General features: G+C 63.2%; 14 protein-coding genes, 1 tRNA gene, 1 other RNA gene and 1 pseudogene. 13 read left to right on the top strand and 4 right to left on the bottom strand.

Features of this window, described 5'->3' with window-relative positions; all coding sequences use genetic code 11:
* The coding region (locus tag Q0O40_RS10665; RefSeq protein WP_295529454.1) for an aldo/keto reductase at nucleotides 1-659 on the bottom strand (659 nt) is incomplete at its 3' end.
* 144 nt (nucleotides 660-803) lie between these two features.
* Here Q0O40_RS10665 and hrpB point away from each other — a divergent pair.
* From hrpB to Q0O40_RS10625, 8 genes are all read left to right on the top strand, one after another.
* Complete coding sequence (gene hrpB / locus Q0O40_RS10660) at nucleotides 804-3,290, top strand: ATP-dependent helicase HrpB (protein WP_295529452.1); 2,487 nt, start codon at nucleotides 804-806, stop codon at nucleotides 3,288-3,290.
* 33 nt (nucleotides 3,291-3,323) lie between these two features.
* On the top strand, nucleotides 3,324-3,602 hold the full coding sequence (locus Q0O40_RS10655) for an ETC complex I subunit (protein ID WP_295529450.1): 279 nt from the start codon (nucleotides 3,324-3,326) through the stop codon (nucleotides 3,600-3,602).
* Between the two features lie 107 nt (nucleotides 3,603-3,709).
* An RNA gene (ffs, locus tag Q0O40_RS10650) (signal recognition particle sRNA small type) lies at nucleotides 3,710-3,804 on the top strand.
* 131 nt (nucleotides 3,805-3,935) lie between these two features.
* Nucleotides 3,936-5,738, top strand: coding sequence for a DNA polymerase III subunit gamma/tau (locus Q0O40_RS10645; protein ID WP_295529448.1), 1,803 nt, complete (start codon nucleotides 3,936-3,938; stop codon nucleotides 5,736-5,738).
* The gene (locus tag Q0O40_RS10640) at nucleotides 5,735-6,070 is read left to right on the top strand and encodes a YbaB/EbfC family nucleoid-associated protein (protein WP_295529446.1); all 336 of its coding nucleotides are present in this window, start codon (nucleotides 5,735-5,737) and stop codon (nucleotides 6,068-6,070) included. The genes Q0O40_RS10645 and Q0O40_RS10640 overlap by 4 nt, the downstream gene beginning before the upstream one ends.
* A 92-nt stretch (nucleotides 6,071-6,162) precedes the next feature.
* Nucleotides 6,163-7,134, top strand: a complete 972-nt coding sequence (locus tag Q0O40_RS10635; RefSeq protein WP_295529444.1) for a VacJ family lipoprotein — start codon at nucleotides 6,163-6,165, stop codon at nucleotides 7,132-7,134.
* 184 nt (nucleotides 7,135-7,318) lie between these two features.
* Nucleotides 7,319-9,724 carry an endopeptidase La gene (gene lon / locus Q0O40_RS10630; protein ID WP_295529442.1) on the top strand — a complete coding sequence of 802 codons (2,406 nt, stop codon included), beginning with the start codon at nucleotides 7,319-7,321 and terminating at the stop codon, nucleotides 9,722-9,724.
* 362 nt (nucleotides 9,725-10,086) lie between these two features.
* Entirely contained in the window at nucleotides 10,087-10,359 is a 273-nt protein-coding gene (locus Q0O40_RS10625; RefSeq protein WP_295529440.1) for an HU family DNA-binding protein, read from the top strand.
* Between the two features lie 213 nt (nucleotides 10,360-10,572).
* Here the strand turns inward: Q0O40_RS10625 and Q0O40_RS10620 are convergent, their stop codons facing one another.
* Both Q0O40_RS10620 and rlmB read right to left on the bottom strand, forming a co-directional pair.
* Nucleotides 10,573-11,436 carry a hypothetical protein gene (locus Q0O40_RS10620; RefSeq protein WP_295529438.1) on the bottom strand — a complete coding sequence of 288 codons (864 nt, stop codon included), beginning with the start codon at nucleotides 11,434-11,436 and terminating at the stop codon, nucleotides 10,573-10,575.
* A gap of 36 nt (nucleotides 11,437-11,472) precedes the next feature.
* The gene (gene rlmB, locus Q0O40_RS10615; protein ID WP_295529436.1) at nucleotides 11,473-12,258 is read right to left on the bottom strand and encodes a 23S rRNA (guanosine(2251)-2'-O)-methyltransferase RlmB; all 786 of its coding nucleotides are present in this window, start codon (nucleotides 12,256-12,258) and stop codon (nucleotides 11,473-11,475) included.
* Nucleotides 12,259-12,510: 252 nt separating this feature from the next.
* Between rlmB and Q0O40_RS10610 the strand changes: the two genes are divergently transcribed.
* Nucleotides 12,511-12,596, top strand: a tRNA-Tyr gene (locus tag Q0O40_RS10610).
* A gap of 491 nt (nucleotides 12,597-13,087) precedes the next feature.
* Here the strand turns inward: Q0O40_RS10610 and Q0O40_RS10605 are convergent.
* Nucleotides 13,088-13,216 (bottom strand): annotated as a pseudogene (locus Q0O40_RS10605) (SDR family oxidoreductase); the annotation flags it as partial.
* A gap of 160 nt (nucleotides 13,217-13,376) precedes the next feature.
* Between Q0O40_RS10605 and Q0O40_RS10600 the strand changes: the two are divergent.
* From Q0O40_RS10600 to Q0O40_RS10585, 4 genes are all read left to right on the top strand, one after another.
* The gene (locus Q0O40_RS10600) at nucleotides 13,377-13,841 is read left to right on the top strand and encodes a hypothetical protein (RefSeq protein WP_295529435.1); all 465 of its coding nucleotides are present in this window, start codon (nucleotides 13,377-13,379) and stop codon (nucleotides 13,839-13,841) included.
* Between the two features lie 635 nt (nucleotides 13,842-14,476).
* Nucleotides 14,477-14,818 (top strand): hypothetical protein, encoded by a 342-nt coding sequence (locus Q0O40_RS10595; RefSeq protein ID WP_295529434.1) that lies wholly within the window; start codon nucleotides 14,477-14,479, stop codon nucleotides 14,816-14,818.
* A 68-nt stretch (nucleotides 14,819-14,886) separates the two neighbouring features.
* Entirely contained in the window at nucleotides 14,887-15,549 is a 663-nt protein-coding gene (locus Q0O40_RS10590) for a hypothetical protein (RefSeq protein WP_295529433.1), read from the top strand.
* A 325-nt stretch (nucleotides 15,550-15,874) separates the two neighbouring features.
* Nucleotides 15,875-16,678, top strand: an 804-nt coding sequence (locus Q0O40_RS10585; protein ID WP_295529431.1) for a hypothetical protein, incomplete at its 3' end; no start/stop codon positions are given.

Here is a 16,678-nt window from a genome sequence, read left to right as displayed (position 1 = left end):
ATGGGCGAATAGGGGATGAGGGAGACGCCTTCCTTGCGGCAGACTTGCGCGAGTTCATCCTCGAAGCGGCGATTGATGAGGCTGAAATTGTTCTGGATGGTCTGATAACGGGCCGCACCAACGGCCTTGGCGGCCTCGATGGATTTCATCAGGCCCCATGAGGTCTCGTTCGAGCAACCGAGCACGCGCACTTTGCCCGCGCGGACGAGCTCATCCAGCACCTCCATCGTTTCTTCGTAGGCGGTGTCGTGATCGGGCCAGTGGGTCTGGTAAAGGTCGATGTAATCGGTGCCGAGCTTGGTCAGGCTGGCTTCGATGGCGCGGGTGGTGTTGTGCCGATCAACCGCGGTCATGCCGCTGCGCAGCGGGCTTTTGAACCAGATGTGGCTGGGGCCGGAGACTTTGGTGGCAAGGATGATGGCGTCGCGCGGCTTGGTCTTGAGCCACTTGCCGACGATTTCCTCGGTGCGGCCGACCCATTTGATATCGGGCGGGACGGGGTAGCCCTCGGCGGTGTCGTAGAAATTGATGCCCGCGTCGTAGCTTGCATCAAGGATGCGCAGCGAGGTGGCTTCGTCGGCCTGCGCGCCGAAGGTCATCGTGCCCATGCAGATATCGGAGACGACAATGGCGGAGGTGCCAAGGCGGCGGTGTTGCATGATGTGGAAACGCTCCCGCTGTGCGGTGTGATGCTTTGGCGCAGGAATGCCGAGGCGGCGCGATGTGGTCAAGACGCCGGGGCTGGCCCCTATCATAAACGTGTGCGCTGGATCGGGCGGGACTCTTGCCCTAACGCTCGCGGCGTGAGCGCGCTTCCCATCCATGCCGTGTTGCCCGATCTGCTGGAGGCGCTGCGCACGCGCGCGTCTGCGGTGCTGATCGCGCCGCCGGGGGCGGGCAAGACGACGGCGGTGGCGCCGGCGTTGATCGGCGAAGCGTGGTGCAGCGGGCAGGTGATCGTGCTGAGCCCGCGCCGGGTGGCGGCGCGCGCAGCGGCGGAGCGGATGGCCGAGATGCTGGGCGAGGCCGCGGGCGAGACAGTGGGATACTTGACCCGGCTGGATTCGGCGCGTTCGGCGCGCACGCGGATCCTCGTGGTGACCGAGGCGATCTTTGTGGCCACCATTCTGGATGACCCCGAACTGGCGGGCGTTTCGGCGGTGCTGTTTGACGAAGCGCACGAGCGGCATCTCGATTCGGACCTGGGCCTGGCGCTGGCGGTTGAGGCGCAGGGTGTGCTGCGGCCCGATCTGCGGCTGGTGGTGATGTCGGCGACGATCGACGGGGCGCGGTTTGCGGGTTTGCTTGCCGATGGGCCTGAGGCCGCGCCTGTGATCGAGAGCGCGGGCAAGGCGCATCCGCTGGAGCTGCGCTGGCTGGGGGCGCGGGCCGATCTTCGCATCGAGGCGGCGATGGCGGCGGCTGTGGGGCAGGCGTGGCGCGAGGAGGCGGGCGATGTGCTCGCGTTCCTGCCCGGCGTGGCGCAGATCGAGCGGACGGCGGAGATGGTGCGCGCGGCGCTGCCGCAGGCGCTGGTGCTGCCGCTGCATGGGCAGGTCGATCCGGCGGGGCAGCGCGCGGCGATCCGGCGCGATCCCGATGGGCGGCGGCGCATTGTGCTGGCGACGAGCATTGCCGAAACTTCGCTGACTTTGGACGGGGTGCGCGTGGTGGTCGATGCCGGGCTGTCACGGCGGGCGGAGTTCGACAAGGCAGCGGGGGTTTCGCGGTTGGTGACGGTGACCGCGAGCCAGGCATCGGCGGCGCAGCGCGCGGGCCGCGCGGCGCGGCAGGGGCCGGGGGTGGCTTACCGGCTGTGGGAACAGGCCGGGCACGCTGGGCGCGCGGCATTCGATCCGCCCGAAATGCTGACCAGCGATCTGGCCCCGCTGGCGCTGACGTTGGCCAGATGGGGCGCGGGCGATCCGGCGGCGATGGCTTGGATCGATCCGCCGCCAGCGCCTGCGATGGCGGCGGCGCGCGCGCAGTTGATTGCGCTGGGCGCGCTGGACGAAGAGGTGCGGATCACGCCGCATGGGCGGGCGATGGCCAGCCTGCCGATGGCCCCGGCGCTGGCGCACATGCTGCTATTTGCGGCGCGGCGGGGGCAGGCCGATCAGGCGGCGCGGCTGGCGATGCTGCTGCAGGAGCGAGGGCTGGGCGGGCCGGGCGAGGATCTGGCGCGGCGGCTGGAGCGATGGCGCGGCGAGCGCGGCGCGCGGGCCGAAGGAGCGCGCAAAATGGCCGAACGCTGGGCCCGCGCAGCGACGAGATCGGCGCAGCAATTTGATCATGCTGCGCGGGAAAAAGTTGTTTTTGAAGATATTCCTTTGGGCGTCTTGCTGGCGGAGACTTACCCTGATCGGATCGCGCGGACGCGCGGACCGGCGGGCGAAGAATGGCAGTCGGCGGGCGGGCGGGGCTACCGGCTGGACCCGGCATCGCCGCTGGCCAGCGCCAGATGGGTGGCGATTGGCGATGCGCAAGGCGAGCCCAAGGGCGCGCGGATCATGGCCGCGCTGGCGCTCGACGAGGCGGATATCCCGGCGCATCTGGCGCACCGGATCGAGGCGCGGCATACATTGCTGTGGAACGAAGACGCCGCGCGGGTCGAGGCGCGGCTGGAGCGGCGGCTGGGCGCGATCGTGCTGGCGCGCGTGCCCGATCCGTCGCCCGATCCGGCGGCGGTGACGGCGCTGCTGATCGAGCGGGTGCGCGGCGGCGGGCTGGCGCTGTTGCCGCTGGGCGAAGCGGCGCGGGCGCTGATCGTGCGGGCGGGGTATGCCGGGATTGCGGCGCTCTCGGAAACGGCGTTGCTCGAAGGGTTGGCGGGATGGCTTGCGCCGCTTTTGGCCGGGCGGCGCGATCTGGCGGTGCCGCCGGGCAAGCTGCATGAGGCGCTGCTGGGGCGGCTGGATTGGAATACGCGCGCGGCGCTTGATACGTTGGCTCCGGCAGAGTTTCGCTCTCCCGCCGGGACCAGCCATGCCATCGATTATGCGCACGAGGGCGGGCCGATGGCGGAATTGCGGGTTCAGGCGCTGTTTGGCCTCGACCGCCATCCAATGATCGGCCAGCCGCCGCGCCCGCTGTTGCTCAGCCTGACCTCGCCGGGGCACAAGCCGATCCAGACCACCGCCGATCTGCCCGGCTTCTGGCGCGGCAGTTGGCGCGATGTGGTGAAGGACATGAAGGGCCGCTATCCCCGCCACCGCTGGCCCGATGCGCCGTGGGAGGAAGACCCCAGTTTGAAGACGCGTAATGCCTTCGAGGCCGCCAAGCGGACTTGATTTTAGCGGGCAATCGTGGGCATGACAGCGCGCATGACCGCACGCATCTATCAGCGCCCCAAAACCTCCATGCAGTCTGGCCGGGCGCGCACCGACGAGTGGCTGCTCGAATTCGAACCCGCCGAGGCGAAGCGCGCCGATCCGTTGATGGGCTGGGCGGGATCGGGAGATACCCAGGCGCAAGTCGTGCTGACCTTCGCCAGCGCCGACGAGGCCACGGCCTATGCCGAGAAGTATGGCATCGCCGCGCACGTGACGCCGACCCCGGCGCGGCGGCTCAAGCTGCAAAGCTACGCGGACAACTTCAAGTAGAGACCATTCCGACCCGCCTTTGGCATGCCACCCCCCATTTGCCCTGCGGGAATATGGGGAGGACCCAGAGAGGATTGCATTGCGGACGATCCCTCGCCATATGCGCCTTGGGAGTCGGGTGGACGTTTGCGGTCGCCAACCTGGTCAGGTCCGGAAGGAAGCAGCCACAACGATGTGCGGCGGGTCGCCCGGCTCCTTTAATCCTCGATACGCGCCATGTGCGCATGGGTTGATCAAGGCGGCGTTCAAGCGGCCGGGATGAGCGCCGATTAGCGGCGGAAGGCCCGCGCGGGTTATTCGACATTTGCGGCGCCACGGCCTATCTTGATGGCAATGACCGATTCCACCGACATGTTTGGCGCGCCGATTGAGGACGAGCCCGAGGATGGTGCCCCGAGCGCTTCGGAGCTGGAGGCGGCGGGGCAATCCGCGCTGTTTGGCGATCCGGCACCGCCAGTGGCCGCAGTCGTGCGCGAAGAGCGCGCGCCCGCGCCGCTTGCGCCGCCAGCGCAGCCTTACCGCGTGCTCGCGCGCAAATATCGCCCGCAGACTTTTGCCCAGCTGATCGGGCAAGAAGCGATGGTGCAGACTTTGGGCAATGCGATCCGGCGCGGGCGGCTGGCGCATGCCTTCCTGATGACCGGCGTGCGCGGGGTGGGCAAGACCAGCACCGCGCGGTTGATCGCCAAGGCGCTGAACTGCATCGGACCCGACGGGCAGGGCGGGCCAACGATCGACCCGTGCGGCATGTGCGAGCCGTGCATCGCGATTGCCGAAGGGCGGCACATCGATGTGATCGAGATGGACGCCGCCAGCCACACCGGCGTGGACGATGTGCGCGAGATCATCGAGGCGGTGCGCTATGCCTCGGTCTCGGCGCGCTTCAAGGTTTATATCATCGACGAAGTGCACATGCTCTCGCGCAATGCTTTCAACGCGCTGCTCAAAACGCTGGAAGAGCCGCCGCCGCATGTGAAGTTTCTGTTTGCCACCACCGAGGTTGAAAAGCTGCCGGTGACGGTGCTCTCGCGGTGCCAGCGCTTCGATCTGCGGCGCATTCACGCCGAGATGCTGGAGGCGCATTTTGCCGGGATCTGCGCGGCAGAAGGCGTGGCGGCGGAGGCCGAGGCGCTGGCGATGATCGCGGCCGCAGCGGAAGGATCGGTGCGCGATGGCCTGTCGATCCTCGATCAGGCGATCAGCCATGCGGACATGGCGGGCGGCCCAGAGTCCGGCGGTGAAGTTACCGCAGGCCAAGTGCGCGAGATGCTGGGGCTGGCCGACAAGACGATGCAGCGGCGGCTGTTTGGCGCGATGCTGGCGGGCGATGGCACCACTTTGCTGAGCGAAGTGGCAGGGCAATATGCGCTGGGGATCGAACCGGCGGCGATTCTGCGCGCGCAGATGGAACTGGTCAACAAAGTGACGATTGCGCAAGTGACCGGCGCACCCGACGCGCGCTCGGCCGAAGAGCGCGAGGCCTTTGGTGGCTGGGCCAAGGCGCTGAGCGCGGGGCAATTGCACCGGCTGTGGCAATTGCTGCTGAAAGGATACGAGGAAGTACGCGGCGCACCCGATCCGCTGGTGGCAGCGCAGATGGCGCTGCTGCGCGTGACCCATGCGGCGACTTTGCCCGATCCGGGCGCGCTGGTGAAGCGGATGGAGGAGCTGGCGGCGCGTCCGGCGGCGGCCGAGACTCACGCGGGGGACGCTGCGGCGGCGGCTCCGGCGGCGATCGCGATGGATTGGGCGGCGCTGGTCGAACAAGTCGGGCTGCCTTCCGCGCCGGGCCAATTGCGCGCGGCGCAGATCATGCACGATTGGGTGCAGGTGATCGCGCTGCGGCCCGGGGTGCTGCATTATCAGTTTGCACCTGGCTTTGCCGAAGAGATCGGCCCTGCGCTGCGCGACGCGCTGGAGCGGGCCACCGGGCAGAGCTGGGACGTTGTCCGCACTGCTGGCGATGCAGCGCCGAGTTTGCGCGAAATTGCCGAGGTCCGCGCCGCGCAGGAAGAGGCCGCGATGATCGGCGATCCGCTGGTGCAGGCGGCGCTGGCCGCCTTTCCCGGCGCGGAGATCATCGATGAAGACAGCCAGCCCGAACAATTGCCAAAACCCCGGAGCAAACACGCATGAAATCGATGGAAGAAATGATCCAGGCGGCGCAGGCCGCCGCGCAGACCATCCAGAAGCAGATGGAAGACGCGCAAGGGCGGCTTGACCAGATCGAGGTCGAGGGCGTGGCCGGCGGCGGATTGGTGCGTGTGCGCGCCTCGGCCAAGGGCCGGGTGATCGCGGTGCACATCGATGACAGCCTGATGGAAAAGGCCGAAAAGGGCATTCTGGAAGATCTGGTGGCCGCTGCGTTCAACGATTGTCGTTCGCGCGCCGATACCGCGGCGAACGAGGAAATGCAGAAAGTGCAAATGGCTGCGGGCATCCCGCCGGGTTTCAAGCTGCCGTTTTGAATGCCGATCTGGCGGGGCAAACAGGATTGCGGCGCCGATGCCTCTCGTTTGGGGCGAAAAGTGTCGCCGCGTAATGGTGGGGCGGTGTTGATGTGAGCTTGCTGTATCTGGCGTCATCGCTGATGCTGACCGCAGACCCCGCTGTGCTGGCCGGGGCGCAAAGCGATGCCGTTTCGGCTGGCGAGCCGCTGATCCCTGCGGCTGCAGCCAGCGGGCCTGCGGCCGCTGCGCCCGTTCCTGCGGCAAGCGATCCGGCCAAGCAGGCGCCGCCCGCGCCCAGCGACATCACGGTTTCAGGGCGAAAGGCGCAACCCAAGGTCGATCCTCTGGAATCGGTCAATGTCAAAACGTTCGCGGTGGTGCAGAAAGTCGATGACAATTACATCGCGCCGGTCGCCGATGCTTACGGCAAAACCGTGCCATCGCCGATCCGGGCGGGCATCCGCCATTTCCTGCGCAATGTGACCGAGCCGGTCACCGCGCTGCACTATTTCCTCCAACTCAACCCCGACAAGGCGGGCAAGACGCTCCAGCGGTTCCTGATCAATTCGACGGTCGGCGTCGGCGGGCTGGCCGATGTGGCCAAAAACAAGCCGTTTCGCCTGCCTTATTATCGCAACGGCCTGGCCAATACACTGGGCTATTACGGGGTCGGACCGGGGCCTTATGTCTATCTGCCGATCATCGGGCCGACGACCGTGCGCGATCTGTTTGGCCTGACGGTGGACCGGCTGATGGTGCCGGTCTTGGTGGGCCGTCCGTTCAATACCTTCTACTACGGCATTCCCACCAATATCCTGAAATCGCTGGATGAACGTGTGGAGACGCAGACGGAATTGCAGCGGATGAAGGATGCCAATGATCCTTATCTGACCTATCGCAAAACCTATTTGCGCGCGCGGCAGATCGAGATTGAGGCGCTGCACGGGCGCTACCCTGTGGTTGAAGCACCAAAGGCGATGCCCGATGCGGCGTTGCTGCCGCCTCCCGCCGCGCCGCCAGCGCCTTTGCCGCCGGTATTCATTTCGGTGCCGGTGATCCAGCCGCTACCCGCAGCGCGATAATCCGGCGGGCGGGAGAGGGGCGGGCATGCCTCTGCGCGCCTGAATTTCGCTCATCCACAACCGTCCTAAGGTGAACCATTGCAGCGGCGGCAGGTGGCTCCCATATTCAGGATCAAACCCAGTCTTGTTGGGTGTCCGCCGGCAATTGCAGATCGCTCGGCGGGATAAACGGAAGCCAAAGCACATGAATTTGTATCCCCTGCTCCCCTTGCGCGACATTGTGGTGTTTCCCGGCATGGTCGTGCCGCTATTCGTCGGACGCGAGAAATCGGTCGCGGCGCTCGAGGCGGCAATGGCCGGCGACAAGGACATCTTCCTGCTGGCCCAACTCGATCCGGGCTGCGACGATCCGGACCGCGACGACCTTTATGAAACCGGCGTGATCGCCACGGTGCTGCAATTGCTCAAGCTGCCCGATGGCACCGTGCGCGTGCTGGTCGAGGGCACCCGCCGGGCCACGCTGGACAACCTGACGACCGAAGAGAGCAGCGGCGGCGAACTGGTGATGGCCTCGGTCAAGCCGCTCGCGCTGGTGGAGGCCGCAGGCCCCGAAGTCGAGGCGATGATCCGTTCGGTGATCGAGCAGTTCGCCGAATATGCCAAGCTTTCGAAAAAGCTGCCGCAGGATGCGGGCGCGCAATTGGGCGATATCGAGGACGCGGGCAAATTGGCCGATGCGGTCGCCGCGAACCTGGTGGCCAAAGTGGCCGAGAAGCAGACGCTGCTCAGCGAGAGCGATCCGATGAAGCGGCTGGAAATCGCGCTGTCGTTCATGGAGGGCGAGCTTGGCGTGCTCAAGGTCGAGCGCAAGATTCGCGGCCGGGTCAAGCGCCAGATGGAAAAGACGCAGCGCGAATACTACCTTAACGAGCAGATGAAGGCGATCCAGTCTGAACTGGGCGGCGGCGATGATGGCGAGGTGAGCGAGCTGCAGGAATTGCAGCAGAAGATCGACACGCTGAAATTGTCCAAGGAAGCGCGCGCCAAGGCGACGGGCGAGCTCAAGAAATTGAAGACGATGCAGCCGATGAGCGCGGAGGCGACGGTCATCCGCAATTATCTCGACGTGCTGCTCGGCCTGCCGTGGGGCAAGAAGTCGAAGCTCAAGAAGGATATTGCGGCGGCGCAGGCGGTGCTCGACGCCGATCACTATGCGCTCGACAAGGTCAAGGACCGGATCATCGAGTATCTGGCGGTGCAGGCGCGCACGAACAAGCTCAAGGGTCCGATCCTGTGCCTCGTTGGCCCGCCGGGCGTGGGCAAGACCTCGCTGGGCAAGTCGATCGCCAAGGCGACCGGGCGCCAGTTCGTGCGCCAATCGCTGGGCGGGGTGCGCGATGAAGCCGAAATCCGCGGCCATCGGCGCACCTATATCGGCTCGCTGCCGGGCAAAGTGGTGACCAATCTGCGCAAGTCGGGCACGTCCAACCCGCTGTTCCTGCTCGACGAGATCGACAAGCTGGGACAGGATTTCCGAGGCGATCCGGCCTCCGCGCTGCTCGAGGTGCTCGATCCGGAGCAGAACGCGAAGTTTCAGGACCATTATCTGGAGGTCGATTTCGATCTTTCGGATGTGATGTTCGTGTGCACCGCGAACAGCCTCAACCTGCCGCAGGCGTTGCTCGACCGGATGGAGATCATCCGGCTCGAAGGCTATACCGAGGACGAGAAGCTTGAGATCGCCGAGCAGCATCTGATCGCCAAGCAGATCGCGGCGCATGGCCTCAAGCCCGGCGAGTTCGTGCTGGAAAGCGACGCCTTGCGCGATCTCATCCGCTATTACACGCGCGAGGCCGGGGTGCGCACGCTGGAGCGCGAAATCGCGCGGCTGGCGCGCAAATCGCTGCGCCGTATTCTGGAAGGCAAGGATAAGGCGGTGACGATCACGCCCGAAAATTTGGGCGATTATGCGGGTGTGCGCAAATTCCGCCATGGGGTTTCGGACGAAGAGAATCAGGTCGGCGCGGTGACGGGTCTGGCCTGGACCGAGGTGGGCGGCGAGCTTTTGACCATCGAGGGCGTGACCGTGCCCGGCAAGGGCGCGGTGCGCACCACGGGCAAGCTGGGCGAAGTGATGAGCGAAAGCGTCCAGATGGCGTTCAGCTTCGTCAAGGCGCGCAGCCCGGCCTATGGCATCAAGCCCTCGATCTTCAACCGCAAGGACTTGCACATCCACTTGCCCGAGGGCGCAGTGCCCAAGGACGGGCCGAGCGCGGGCGTGGGCATGGTGACCGCGATGGTCTCCACCTTGACCGGCATTCCGGTGCGTGCCGATGTGGCGATGACCGGCGAGGTCACGCTGCGCGGGCGCGTGTTGGCGATCGGCGGATTGAAGGAGAAACTGCTCGCCGCATTGCGCGGCGGGATCAAGACTGTGCTCATCCCCGAAGAGAACCGCAAGGATCTGGGCGAGATTCCGGCCAACATTCTGGCGCACCTCGATATCGTGCCGGTGAGCCATGTCGACGAGGTGCTGGCGCGCGCGCTGGTCTCGGTGCCCGAGCCGATCGTGTGGACCGAGGCGGACGATCTGGCCAGCCAGCCAGCGCCGTCCGGCGCAGCGGGAAGCCCGGCACCGACCGCGCACTAAAACGGCAGCGACACAGAACTGGCACCCTCATCCCGGCGCCCTGAGCCCCCGAGCCTTTCAAAGGGCCAGGGGCGAAGGGTGAGCAGGATGGGGGCCATGCTTTGCAATTGATGCGCGCTGCCCGAGCGCGTCATGTTGCGCAAAAAGTGCCGTTGCGGATTCGACGCGGCTATTGAGTGCCGGAGCGCGCGGCCAAGTGTCGTGCAAACGCCTACAACACCCCTAATCCACTAGCTTTGGTGGATAAATCGCCCTTTTTCGACGGTTTTGCCTTTGACAGGGGAATCTTTCTCGGCTTTCTTCGCGGACGCTCAAAATTGATTCCAAATCGAAGTTTTCCAATAGAAAGTAGGGGGTTCATAATGAACAAGAACGATCTGATCAGCGCTGTTGCCGATGCTAGTGGCCTGTCGAAAAGCGATACGACCAAGGCGGTGGAAGCCGTTTTCGAGTCGGTATCGGGTGCTCTGGCAAAGGGTGACGAAGTGCGTCTGGTCGGTTTCGGCACGTTCTCGGTCGCCAAGCGCAAGGCTTCGACCGGCCGCAACCCGCGCACGGGCGAGCCGATGTCGATCAAGGCATCCTCGCAGCCGAAGTTCAAGGCCGGCAAGGGTCTGAAGGACGCGGTCAACTGAGCCTAATCGCCGAGCGGGCGGCCTGATCGGATCGGGCCGCCGCGAGGCAAGTACACACAAGACGAAGACACAAGAGCCGCGCCGGAGCTGATCCGGCGCGGTTTTTCGTTGGTGCATGACCCCTCCGTCATTCGCTGTGCGAATGACGCCGCCCCATTTTCCTGCAGGACAGATGGGGCGGCGGCTGTCCGCCTGGCTGATAGAGGGCTTCTGTTACTTCGCCAGCCGGACCAGCGCGGTGGGCGGTGCGCCAGTGGTGGGGCTCACTTTCCATTGCAACCGTTGGCCGCCGACGGCGGGATCGGCAAGCGGCCCCTCGTCGGTGTTGTTGGCGATGACCTCACCGTCCGTGCGCACGGTGAAACGGCCATCAAGTGCGGGCGGCGCCTTCTTGCCCTTGCTCGTCCCAGCGGGGGGCATCGCCGGAAAGCCGGGCATCTGCGGATTTGCGCCGCTCGGCGAAAAGCCCGGGGCGTCGATCCGCACGGTGCCATCATTGCGGCGGATCACGGTGACGAACGGGATCACGGCGGGCAGGCGCTCGATCACCGGGAAGGTGAAATCGCGGTCGAGCCGCCCGGCGATGCTGTAATCAACCTCGAATACGCCCGCGCCTTTGTTGACCACCGAAGTCCAGCCCTGCTGGCGGGCCAGCCGATTGGCAAACTCCTGTGCCGACTGCGGGTCTTCGGGATTGATCCCGCCCATCATCGCCTGCAACGCGGCGCGGCTCTGCTTGTCCTGCTCGGCCTTGGTCGCCTTGCTCTCATCCTGCTCGCCGGCCCATTCGCGCCGCTGGGCGGCGATTTCGGCGGCGGTGCAGGCGCGATCATCGCCGGTGGTTTCATTCTTGCATGGGGCGGGGGTGAACTTGTCGTCTTCGACCTTCAGGTCTGATTTTCCGCCCTGAGCTAATGCGGCGAGAATGATCTCGCCCTTGTAATGAAAGGTGAACGTGCCATCGCGGCGCACCGCCAGATCGCTGACAAAGCGGCCCGGCAGCAGCGTGCATCCGGCGAGCAGAACCAGCGCGGCGGCGGCCGCGCCCGCTGCAATCAATTTTCCTCTGGCAAGCATGTCCCCGGCTCCTGCGTTATGCGAAGTGGCGCAGCCTCAGTCGTCGCCCCCGCGCGTTGCCACGGCATATAGCGCAATTGCCGCTGCATTGGATACATTGAGGCTTTCCACCGCCGATGCAATCGGCAGCCGCGCGATCGAATCGCAATGCTGCGCAACATTGTGGCGCAGCCCTTCGCCTTCTGCGCCCAGCACGAGCGCGACCGCGCCCGCCGGGATCGCGCCGGGGAAGGCTGCTTCGCCCGCGCCATCAAGACCGATGCGCCAATAGCCGGCCTCGGCAATCGATTCGAGCGCGCGCGCCAGATTGACCACGCGGACCCACGGCACGACCTCCAGCGCGCCCGAGGCGGCCTTGGCAAGCGTGCCCGATTCGGGCGGGGCGTGGCGGTCCTGCGTGATCAGCGCGGCCACGCCGAAGGCGGCGCAAGAGCGGATGATCGCGCCGACATTGTGCGGATCGGTGACCTGGTCGAGCACGACCAGCGTGCGCCCGTCGGCCTCTTCCAGCGCATCATCGAGTGTGACATCGTCGAGCGCGAGACATTCGAGCACCAGCCCCTGATGCGGCGCATCGCGCGCGACGAGGCGGCCGAGATCGGCGGCCTGCGCATATTCGACCGCAAGCGTGGGGGGCAGTTCGGCGTCGTTATCATCGAGCATGGCCTGGATCGCCTCACGCGTGCCCCACAGCTGTTTGGCGCTGCGCATCGGGTTGGTCAGCGCGGCCTCGACCGCGTGGCGGCCCCACAGCCGCACGGTGCCCGTGCTGCCCCGGCCCGAGCCGCGCCCGCCCTGCATGCGCCCGGCGCGGCCACGCATCGCCTTGGGGCGTCTGCCGCCATCATGCCTGCCGCCATCATGAGCGCCACCGGGTTTGTGATCTTGCGGGGGCATCGGCTGTCTTTCAGATGGGGAGGGGTTGGCGGATTTGGGCGGGAATTGCGTTTGCCCTGTGCCAGCAGGGCCATTGACAGGCAAGGGATGCTTCGCCAAAGGGTGCGCCTCTCGGCCGGACGGTTCCCTTGTGGTGCCATTCAATCGGGGTTTACCCCGCACCGGCAGCACTGGTGTGGACAGGTGGCCGAGTGGTTAATGGCAGCAGACTGTAAATCTGCCCGCGAGAGCGTACGGTGGTTCGAATCCACCCCTGTCCACCACCCAGCCTTTCCGAGCGCATCCCCAAAACTGCCTAAAGGTCGAGTGATTCCGGGCGCATTGTAGTGTTCTTAGTCCACACAATGCCGCCCTGATTTGCATGCAGCCGAGGCCAAGTGTGGGGGAGAATAGGCTTTCCTCACACTTTTGGTTCTCCGGTGTTAGGCAAACGAACGTGGGGCAAAGACGCGGGCGATCTTACAGCATTCGTCGTCAAAGCAGCATGATCGAATCCCGAGGTTGATCAATTGCTGCGCATCACATGAAGCGTGCCAGGGCGCACATGGTTCTATTCTCTGACGAGGCTCTGGAAGTATTGCCCGTAGCCAATGCTTTGCGGCTGGAGGGAGCTGATCTGGTCTTTCCCGGTGTTGCTCGCAAACCCATGTCCGACGTGGCGCTGATTAGTGTAATCCGCGACATGAACGAGCTGTTCCATTTTTTCCGACCGGGCGGCGAGCAAAGGCGTTGCCGATGCCGCGGTGGAGGCTGACTACTGCGCAGTCATACCCGCATCGATCACATGCTCTGCGCCGGTGATGTAGCTGGTTTCATCGGAGGCCAAGAACAATACGAGGTTCGAGACTTCTTCAGGCTCGGCGATGCGGCGGAGGGGAATCTGCAGCAGCGCTTCGCCGCCGCCTTCATCGGTCGCCTAGAAGGCATGTCAGGGCGCTATGACAAGGCAAGCTTTGGCCCATTGGTCGAAGGTGCCAAGGCGATCTACAAGTCGGGAAGCCTGACGATCACCCCGGTCTCCATGATTGCTGAAGCGCCTCGTGATGGAGGGGCCGATCGGCTATTGCTTTAATCGCTACCTCATCCCGATCTGGCGCCGCTTTGGCATGATGGATGGTTTTGCCCGCGACTTCGGCGTCGATTCACTTGCCGTCGATCTCGAGTTCCTGACCGACAATGTTTTCGTGGTCGGCTCGCCCGACACGGTTGTCGATAAGCTGAGCCACCTGTTCGAGAAGACCGGCGGGTGGGGCACGCTTCAGGTCGAGGCGCACGACTATGTGACCGCGCGCTGCGCATCGCGCGAGTTCGTCCAGGTGCAGGCTGCCGTGGACTTGCCGATCGTCAAGGACAAGCTGGCGGTCCGCCTCGCGTTCGACGCGACCCGCGGCAATGGCTACCGGGCCGCGCTGCGAACAAGCAGGTCCGCCAGCGGCGAAACCTCGGACCACTCGCTGAATATCAAGACGAAACTCTCCCGCGTGATATATTGTTGCAGCCATGAATGAAGCGCGCCCATGGTTCTATCAACGGTAATGTTGATAGAACCATGGGCAAGCACGAACCCTGCTTACTGGCTATCGGTTGCTCTCCAATGGCATATCGATGAGAGCCTCCCTGCGGCGGACAAGCGCGAGTTCCCGACAACAGGGGGCAATGTAGTGCAACGTCCCCTTCAGTTCCGGGCTTTCGTTGCGGGTTTGGGGAACGTGGGAAAAGCGTGCGGTTCGGCAGGGCGGGTTTGGTGTGCTTGGTTAGGTGGCGGCGCAATCGCTGGAATCTGGGGCTTCTCGCACCTGTCACCGTAGCTCCCGCATATCCTCCAGGATAGGAAATCTCCATAACCGCAAGCCAAATAAAAAAATTGACTATACTCATATATTAACGAATTTTGTCACCTAAATCGTGGATTAGCCGTATCATTATCTGTTCATTCCGAAGTTCTCCTACTGATTAAGTGCCTAAAATCAAGGAGAGAGATATTTAAACGTAGATTATTATGTCAAAGAATATTAAAAATATTTAATATTACGGCTGGTCGCTTGACGGCTTTTCACCAACTTCTTAATTTAGATCGCCCCTGCAGCTTAAGCACGTTTGATGACGGCTGGGTGATATTGGCAAGGGTTCATCGGAGAGTGATATGTTAACAAAACTTAATAATACGGTTCTCACGGCAACAGCCGCGTTGGTCGGTGGCATTGCAGCCCTGACCGCATCCCCGGCGCACGCTGAATCAGGAATGCGTGTTTGTGGTTATGCGGCCTACGACCGCCATGGTAATGTAACTGCCTATCTGAAGAAACTGCAAATGTCTGACGCGAGCTACGGAAAAGATTGCAAGAGCGCGATTGAAAGAGCCAAGACATATGTGCTGGAGAATCCAAAAGTGCCTTGGGAAATGATTGGCAAGCAGAATTGTGAGGAAATTAATGAGAAAATATTCTTAAATAATGGCACTAAACCTGATATCTGCGCAATGTAGTATGTGTCGGCGTTGATATTAAATTTATAAATTAGCTTACTCAAGTTTGGAGTTTAGTCATGTCAAGAATGAAGACGATCAGCGTCGTGGCTGCTACAATTGCGCTTTTGGCTAACCCAGCCGCAGCCTTAGCTGAATCAAATTGTCACAATATACCTAACGGACAGAATTACTCTTTTAATGTCACCACCAATACCACGTACCAATTCAATGCGCCGGCATCTGGAATTAAGGACCCTGCCGTTACTTACGGCCCCTGCACGCCGGTAAATGGTTCGACGTCAATGCCGTATTGCCTCACGCTTGAAAGCAATAAGCCAACCGGGTCGGTGACGATGCGTGCTTATAATGCTGGTTGCGTTGTTACGTCCATGCAGGTGTCTCAAGCGGGGGGGAATGTAAATGGCGTGCCGACAGGCAAGATTTACACTCAAAATGGCGGCAAAAACTCATGGCCATGCGTAAGTAATAGCAATTCTTCACCCAGTGAGGGCATAAATCTTCCGAACACGCAAATTGATTCGGCAACAAGCCATACTTTGAACGGCTACATGATTCTTCAATCGAAAAGCAACGACTCAACTGCGTTTCCGCTTTACAACGTTTTGTTTGGCGGTTCACAATTTTCTGTTTCGATCTGGTTTGATAACAACTATTGGGTCAATAGCCAGAGGGTTAGCCGTGGAATTCAGGTGTGCCTAGGCTACAGCAGCTTACTTCCAGTGGCGTGATCACGGTAAGCTAGGTTCTGATCCTGATCTAGTTCGACGAAATTGTAGAGTTTGGTGCAGAAAATACTGCTCTGTCGAGATTTTCAGACAGAGCAGCATTTTCGACCAATCGCGTTCATCCCGAGATACGGGGCGATAGCCCGAGGAAGACCGAAGCTCCAGATGGCCGCTCGTAGCCCTCTCTTTGCCTTCCGACTGTGCGCCAATACTGCCGCGATCGCTGGCAGCGTCGCCTTGTTATCCTGCGCAGCGGGCGCCATCGTCCATCCAGCGCCCGGCGTTCACCGTACCTCCAAAGAGCGCGCATCAATATGCGGCTCGCGCCTTGGAGCAGTTGGAAGCGGGTGATGCTGACGCAGCGGTTCGGGGTCTGAGTGCCGCGGTCAAGCTGGATTCGACCAATGGCTACCTGCACTACCTGCTTGGCGTGGCTCACCATACCCGGTTCGAGCGCGGGCAGGCGAGCGCGGCCGATCTGGCCAAGGCCGGCTATGTCACGGCGCTGCGGTTCGAACCGAACCTGCTTCCCGCGCAAGTGCAACTCGCGCGCATCCTTGCCGAGACGGGGAACAACCCCGAAGTCCTCTACGGGATGGCGATGGTCGATCTTTTCCTCGGCGAAATGGAGGAAAGCCGCACGCTGATTGGGCAACTGGAACAGGTCGACGCGAAGTCGCCGCTGACCCTGCGGCTGAAATCGCTCTATCTCGCGGTCTCGGCGCATCCAGACGAAGCCCAGGCCGCGCTTGCCCAATATCGTCTGCACGGCGGGGACCTGAGCGACGTCGGTTACCTGTCAAACCGTCTCCAGCGATTCGCCAGATTTGGGGCTCCGCCGCAAACCGATGGACTGAGCGGCAAGGACGCGGTTCCTTCCGGCGCAACAGGCATGGCGAGCGGTGTGCCCGCCGGTAGCGGTCCGGCAAGCGCCGCAGACCAGACCTCAAGCGCAGGGCCGGAGCGCGCCGCCAAAGCCTATTCGCCGGTGGCCTGGTTCAATTGCAAAGGCATCGCTTCGTCATCTGGAGACGCACCCAGCAATCCGGCCAACTTCATCAAGAAGACCGATGGCGGCGACACGCCAGGAAGCAATCCCGAAGAAAAAGCCATCCTGCTCGCCTTGCCGGCG

Source organism: Novosphingobium sp. Chol11 (genome assembly GCF_945870625.1).
Classification (GTDB): domain Bacteria; phylum Pseudomonadota; class Alphaproteobacteria; order Sphingomonadales; family Sphingomonadaceae; genus Novosphingobium.
Note: the sequence above shows the minus strand (reverse complement) of the source record. Positions and strands in the feature narration are given on the sequence as shown.

Excerpts from the sequence above, each read along its gene's own strand:
- Q0O40_RS10655 (WP_295529450.1), top strand. The coding sequence starts at position 3,324 with ATGACCGCACGCATCTATCAGCGCCCCAAAACCTCCATGCAGTCTGGC.
- Q0O40_RS10645 (WP_295529448.1), top strand. The coding sequence starts at position 3,936 with ATGACCGATTCCACCGACATGTTTGGCGCGCCGATTGAGGACGAGCCC.
- Q0O40_RS10640 (WP_295529446.1), top strand. The coding sequence starts at position 5,735 with ATGAAATCGATGGAAGAAATGATCCAGGCGGCGCAGGCCGCCGCGCAG.
- lon (WP_295529442.1), top strand. The coding sequence starts at position 7,319 with ATGAATTTGTATCCCCTGCTCCCCTTGCGCGACATTGTGGTGTTTCCC.
- Q0O40_RS10625 (WP_295529440.1), top strand. The coding sequence starts at position 10,087 with ATGAACAAGAACGATCTGATCAGCGCTGTTGCCGATGCTAGTGGCCTG.
- Q0O40_RS10620 (WP_295529438.1), bottom strand. The coding sequence starts at position 11,436 with ATGCTTGCCAGAGGAAAATTGATTGCAGCGGGCGCGGCCGCCGCCGCG.
- rlmB (WP_295529436.1), bottom strand. The coding sequence starts at position 12,258 with ATGCGTGGCCGCGCCGGGCGCATGCAGGGCGGGCGCGGCTCGGGCCGG.
- Q0O40_RS10600 (WP_295529435.1), top strand. The coding sequence starts at position 13,377 with ATGGAGGGGCCGATCGGCTATTGCTTTAATCGCTACCTCATCCCGATC.
- Q0O40_RS10595 (WP_295529434.1), top strand. The coding sequence starts at position 14,477 with ATGTTAACAAAACTTAATAATACGGTTCTCACGGCAACAGCCGCGTTG.
- Q0O40_RS10590 (WP_295529433.1), top strand. The coding sequence starts at position 14,887 with ATGAAGACGATCAGCGTCGTGGCTGCTACAATTGCGCTTTTGGCTAAC.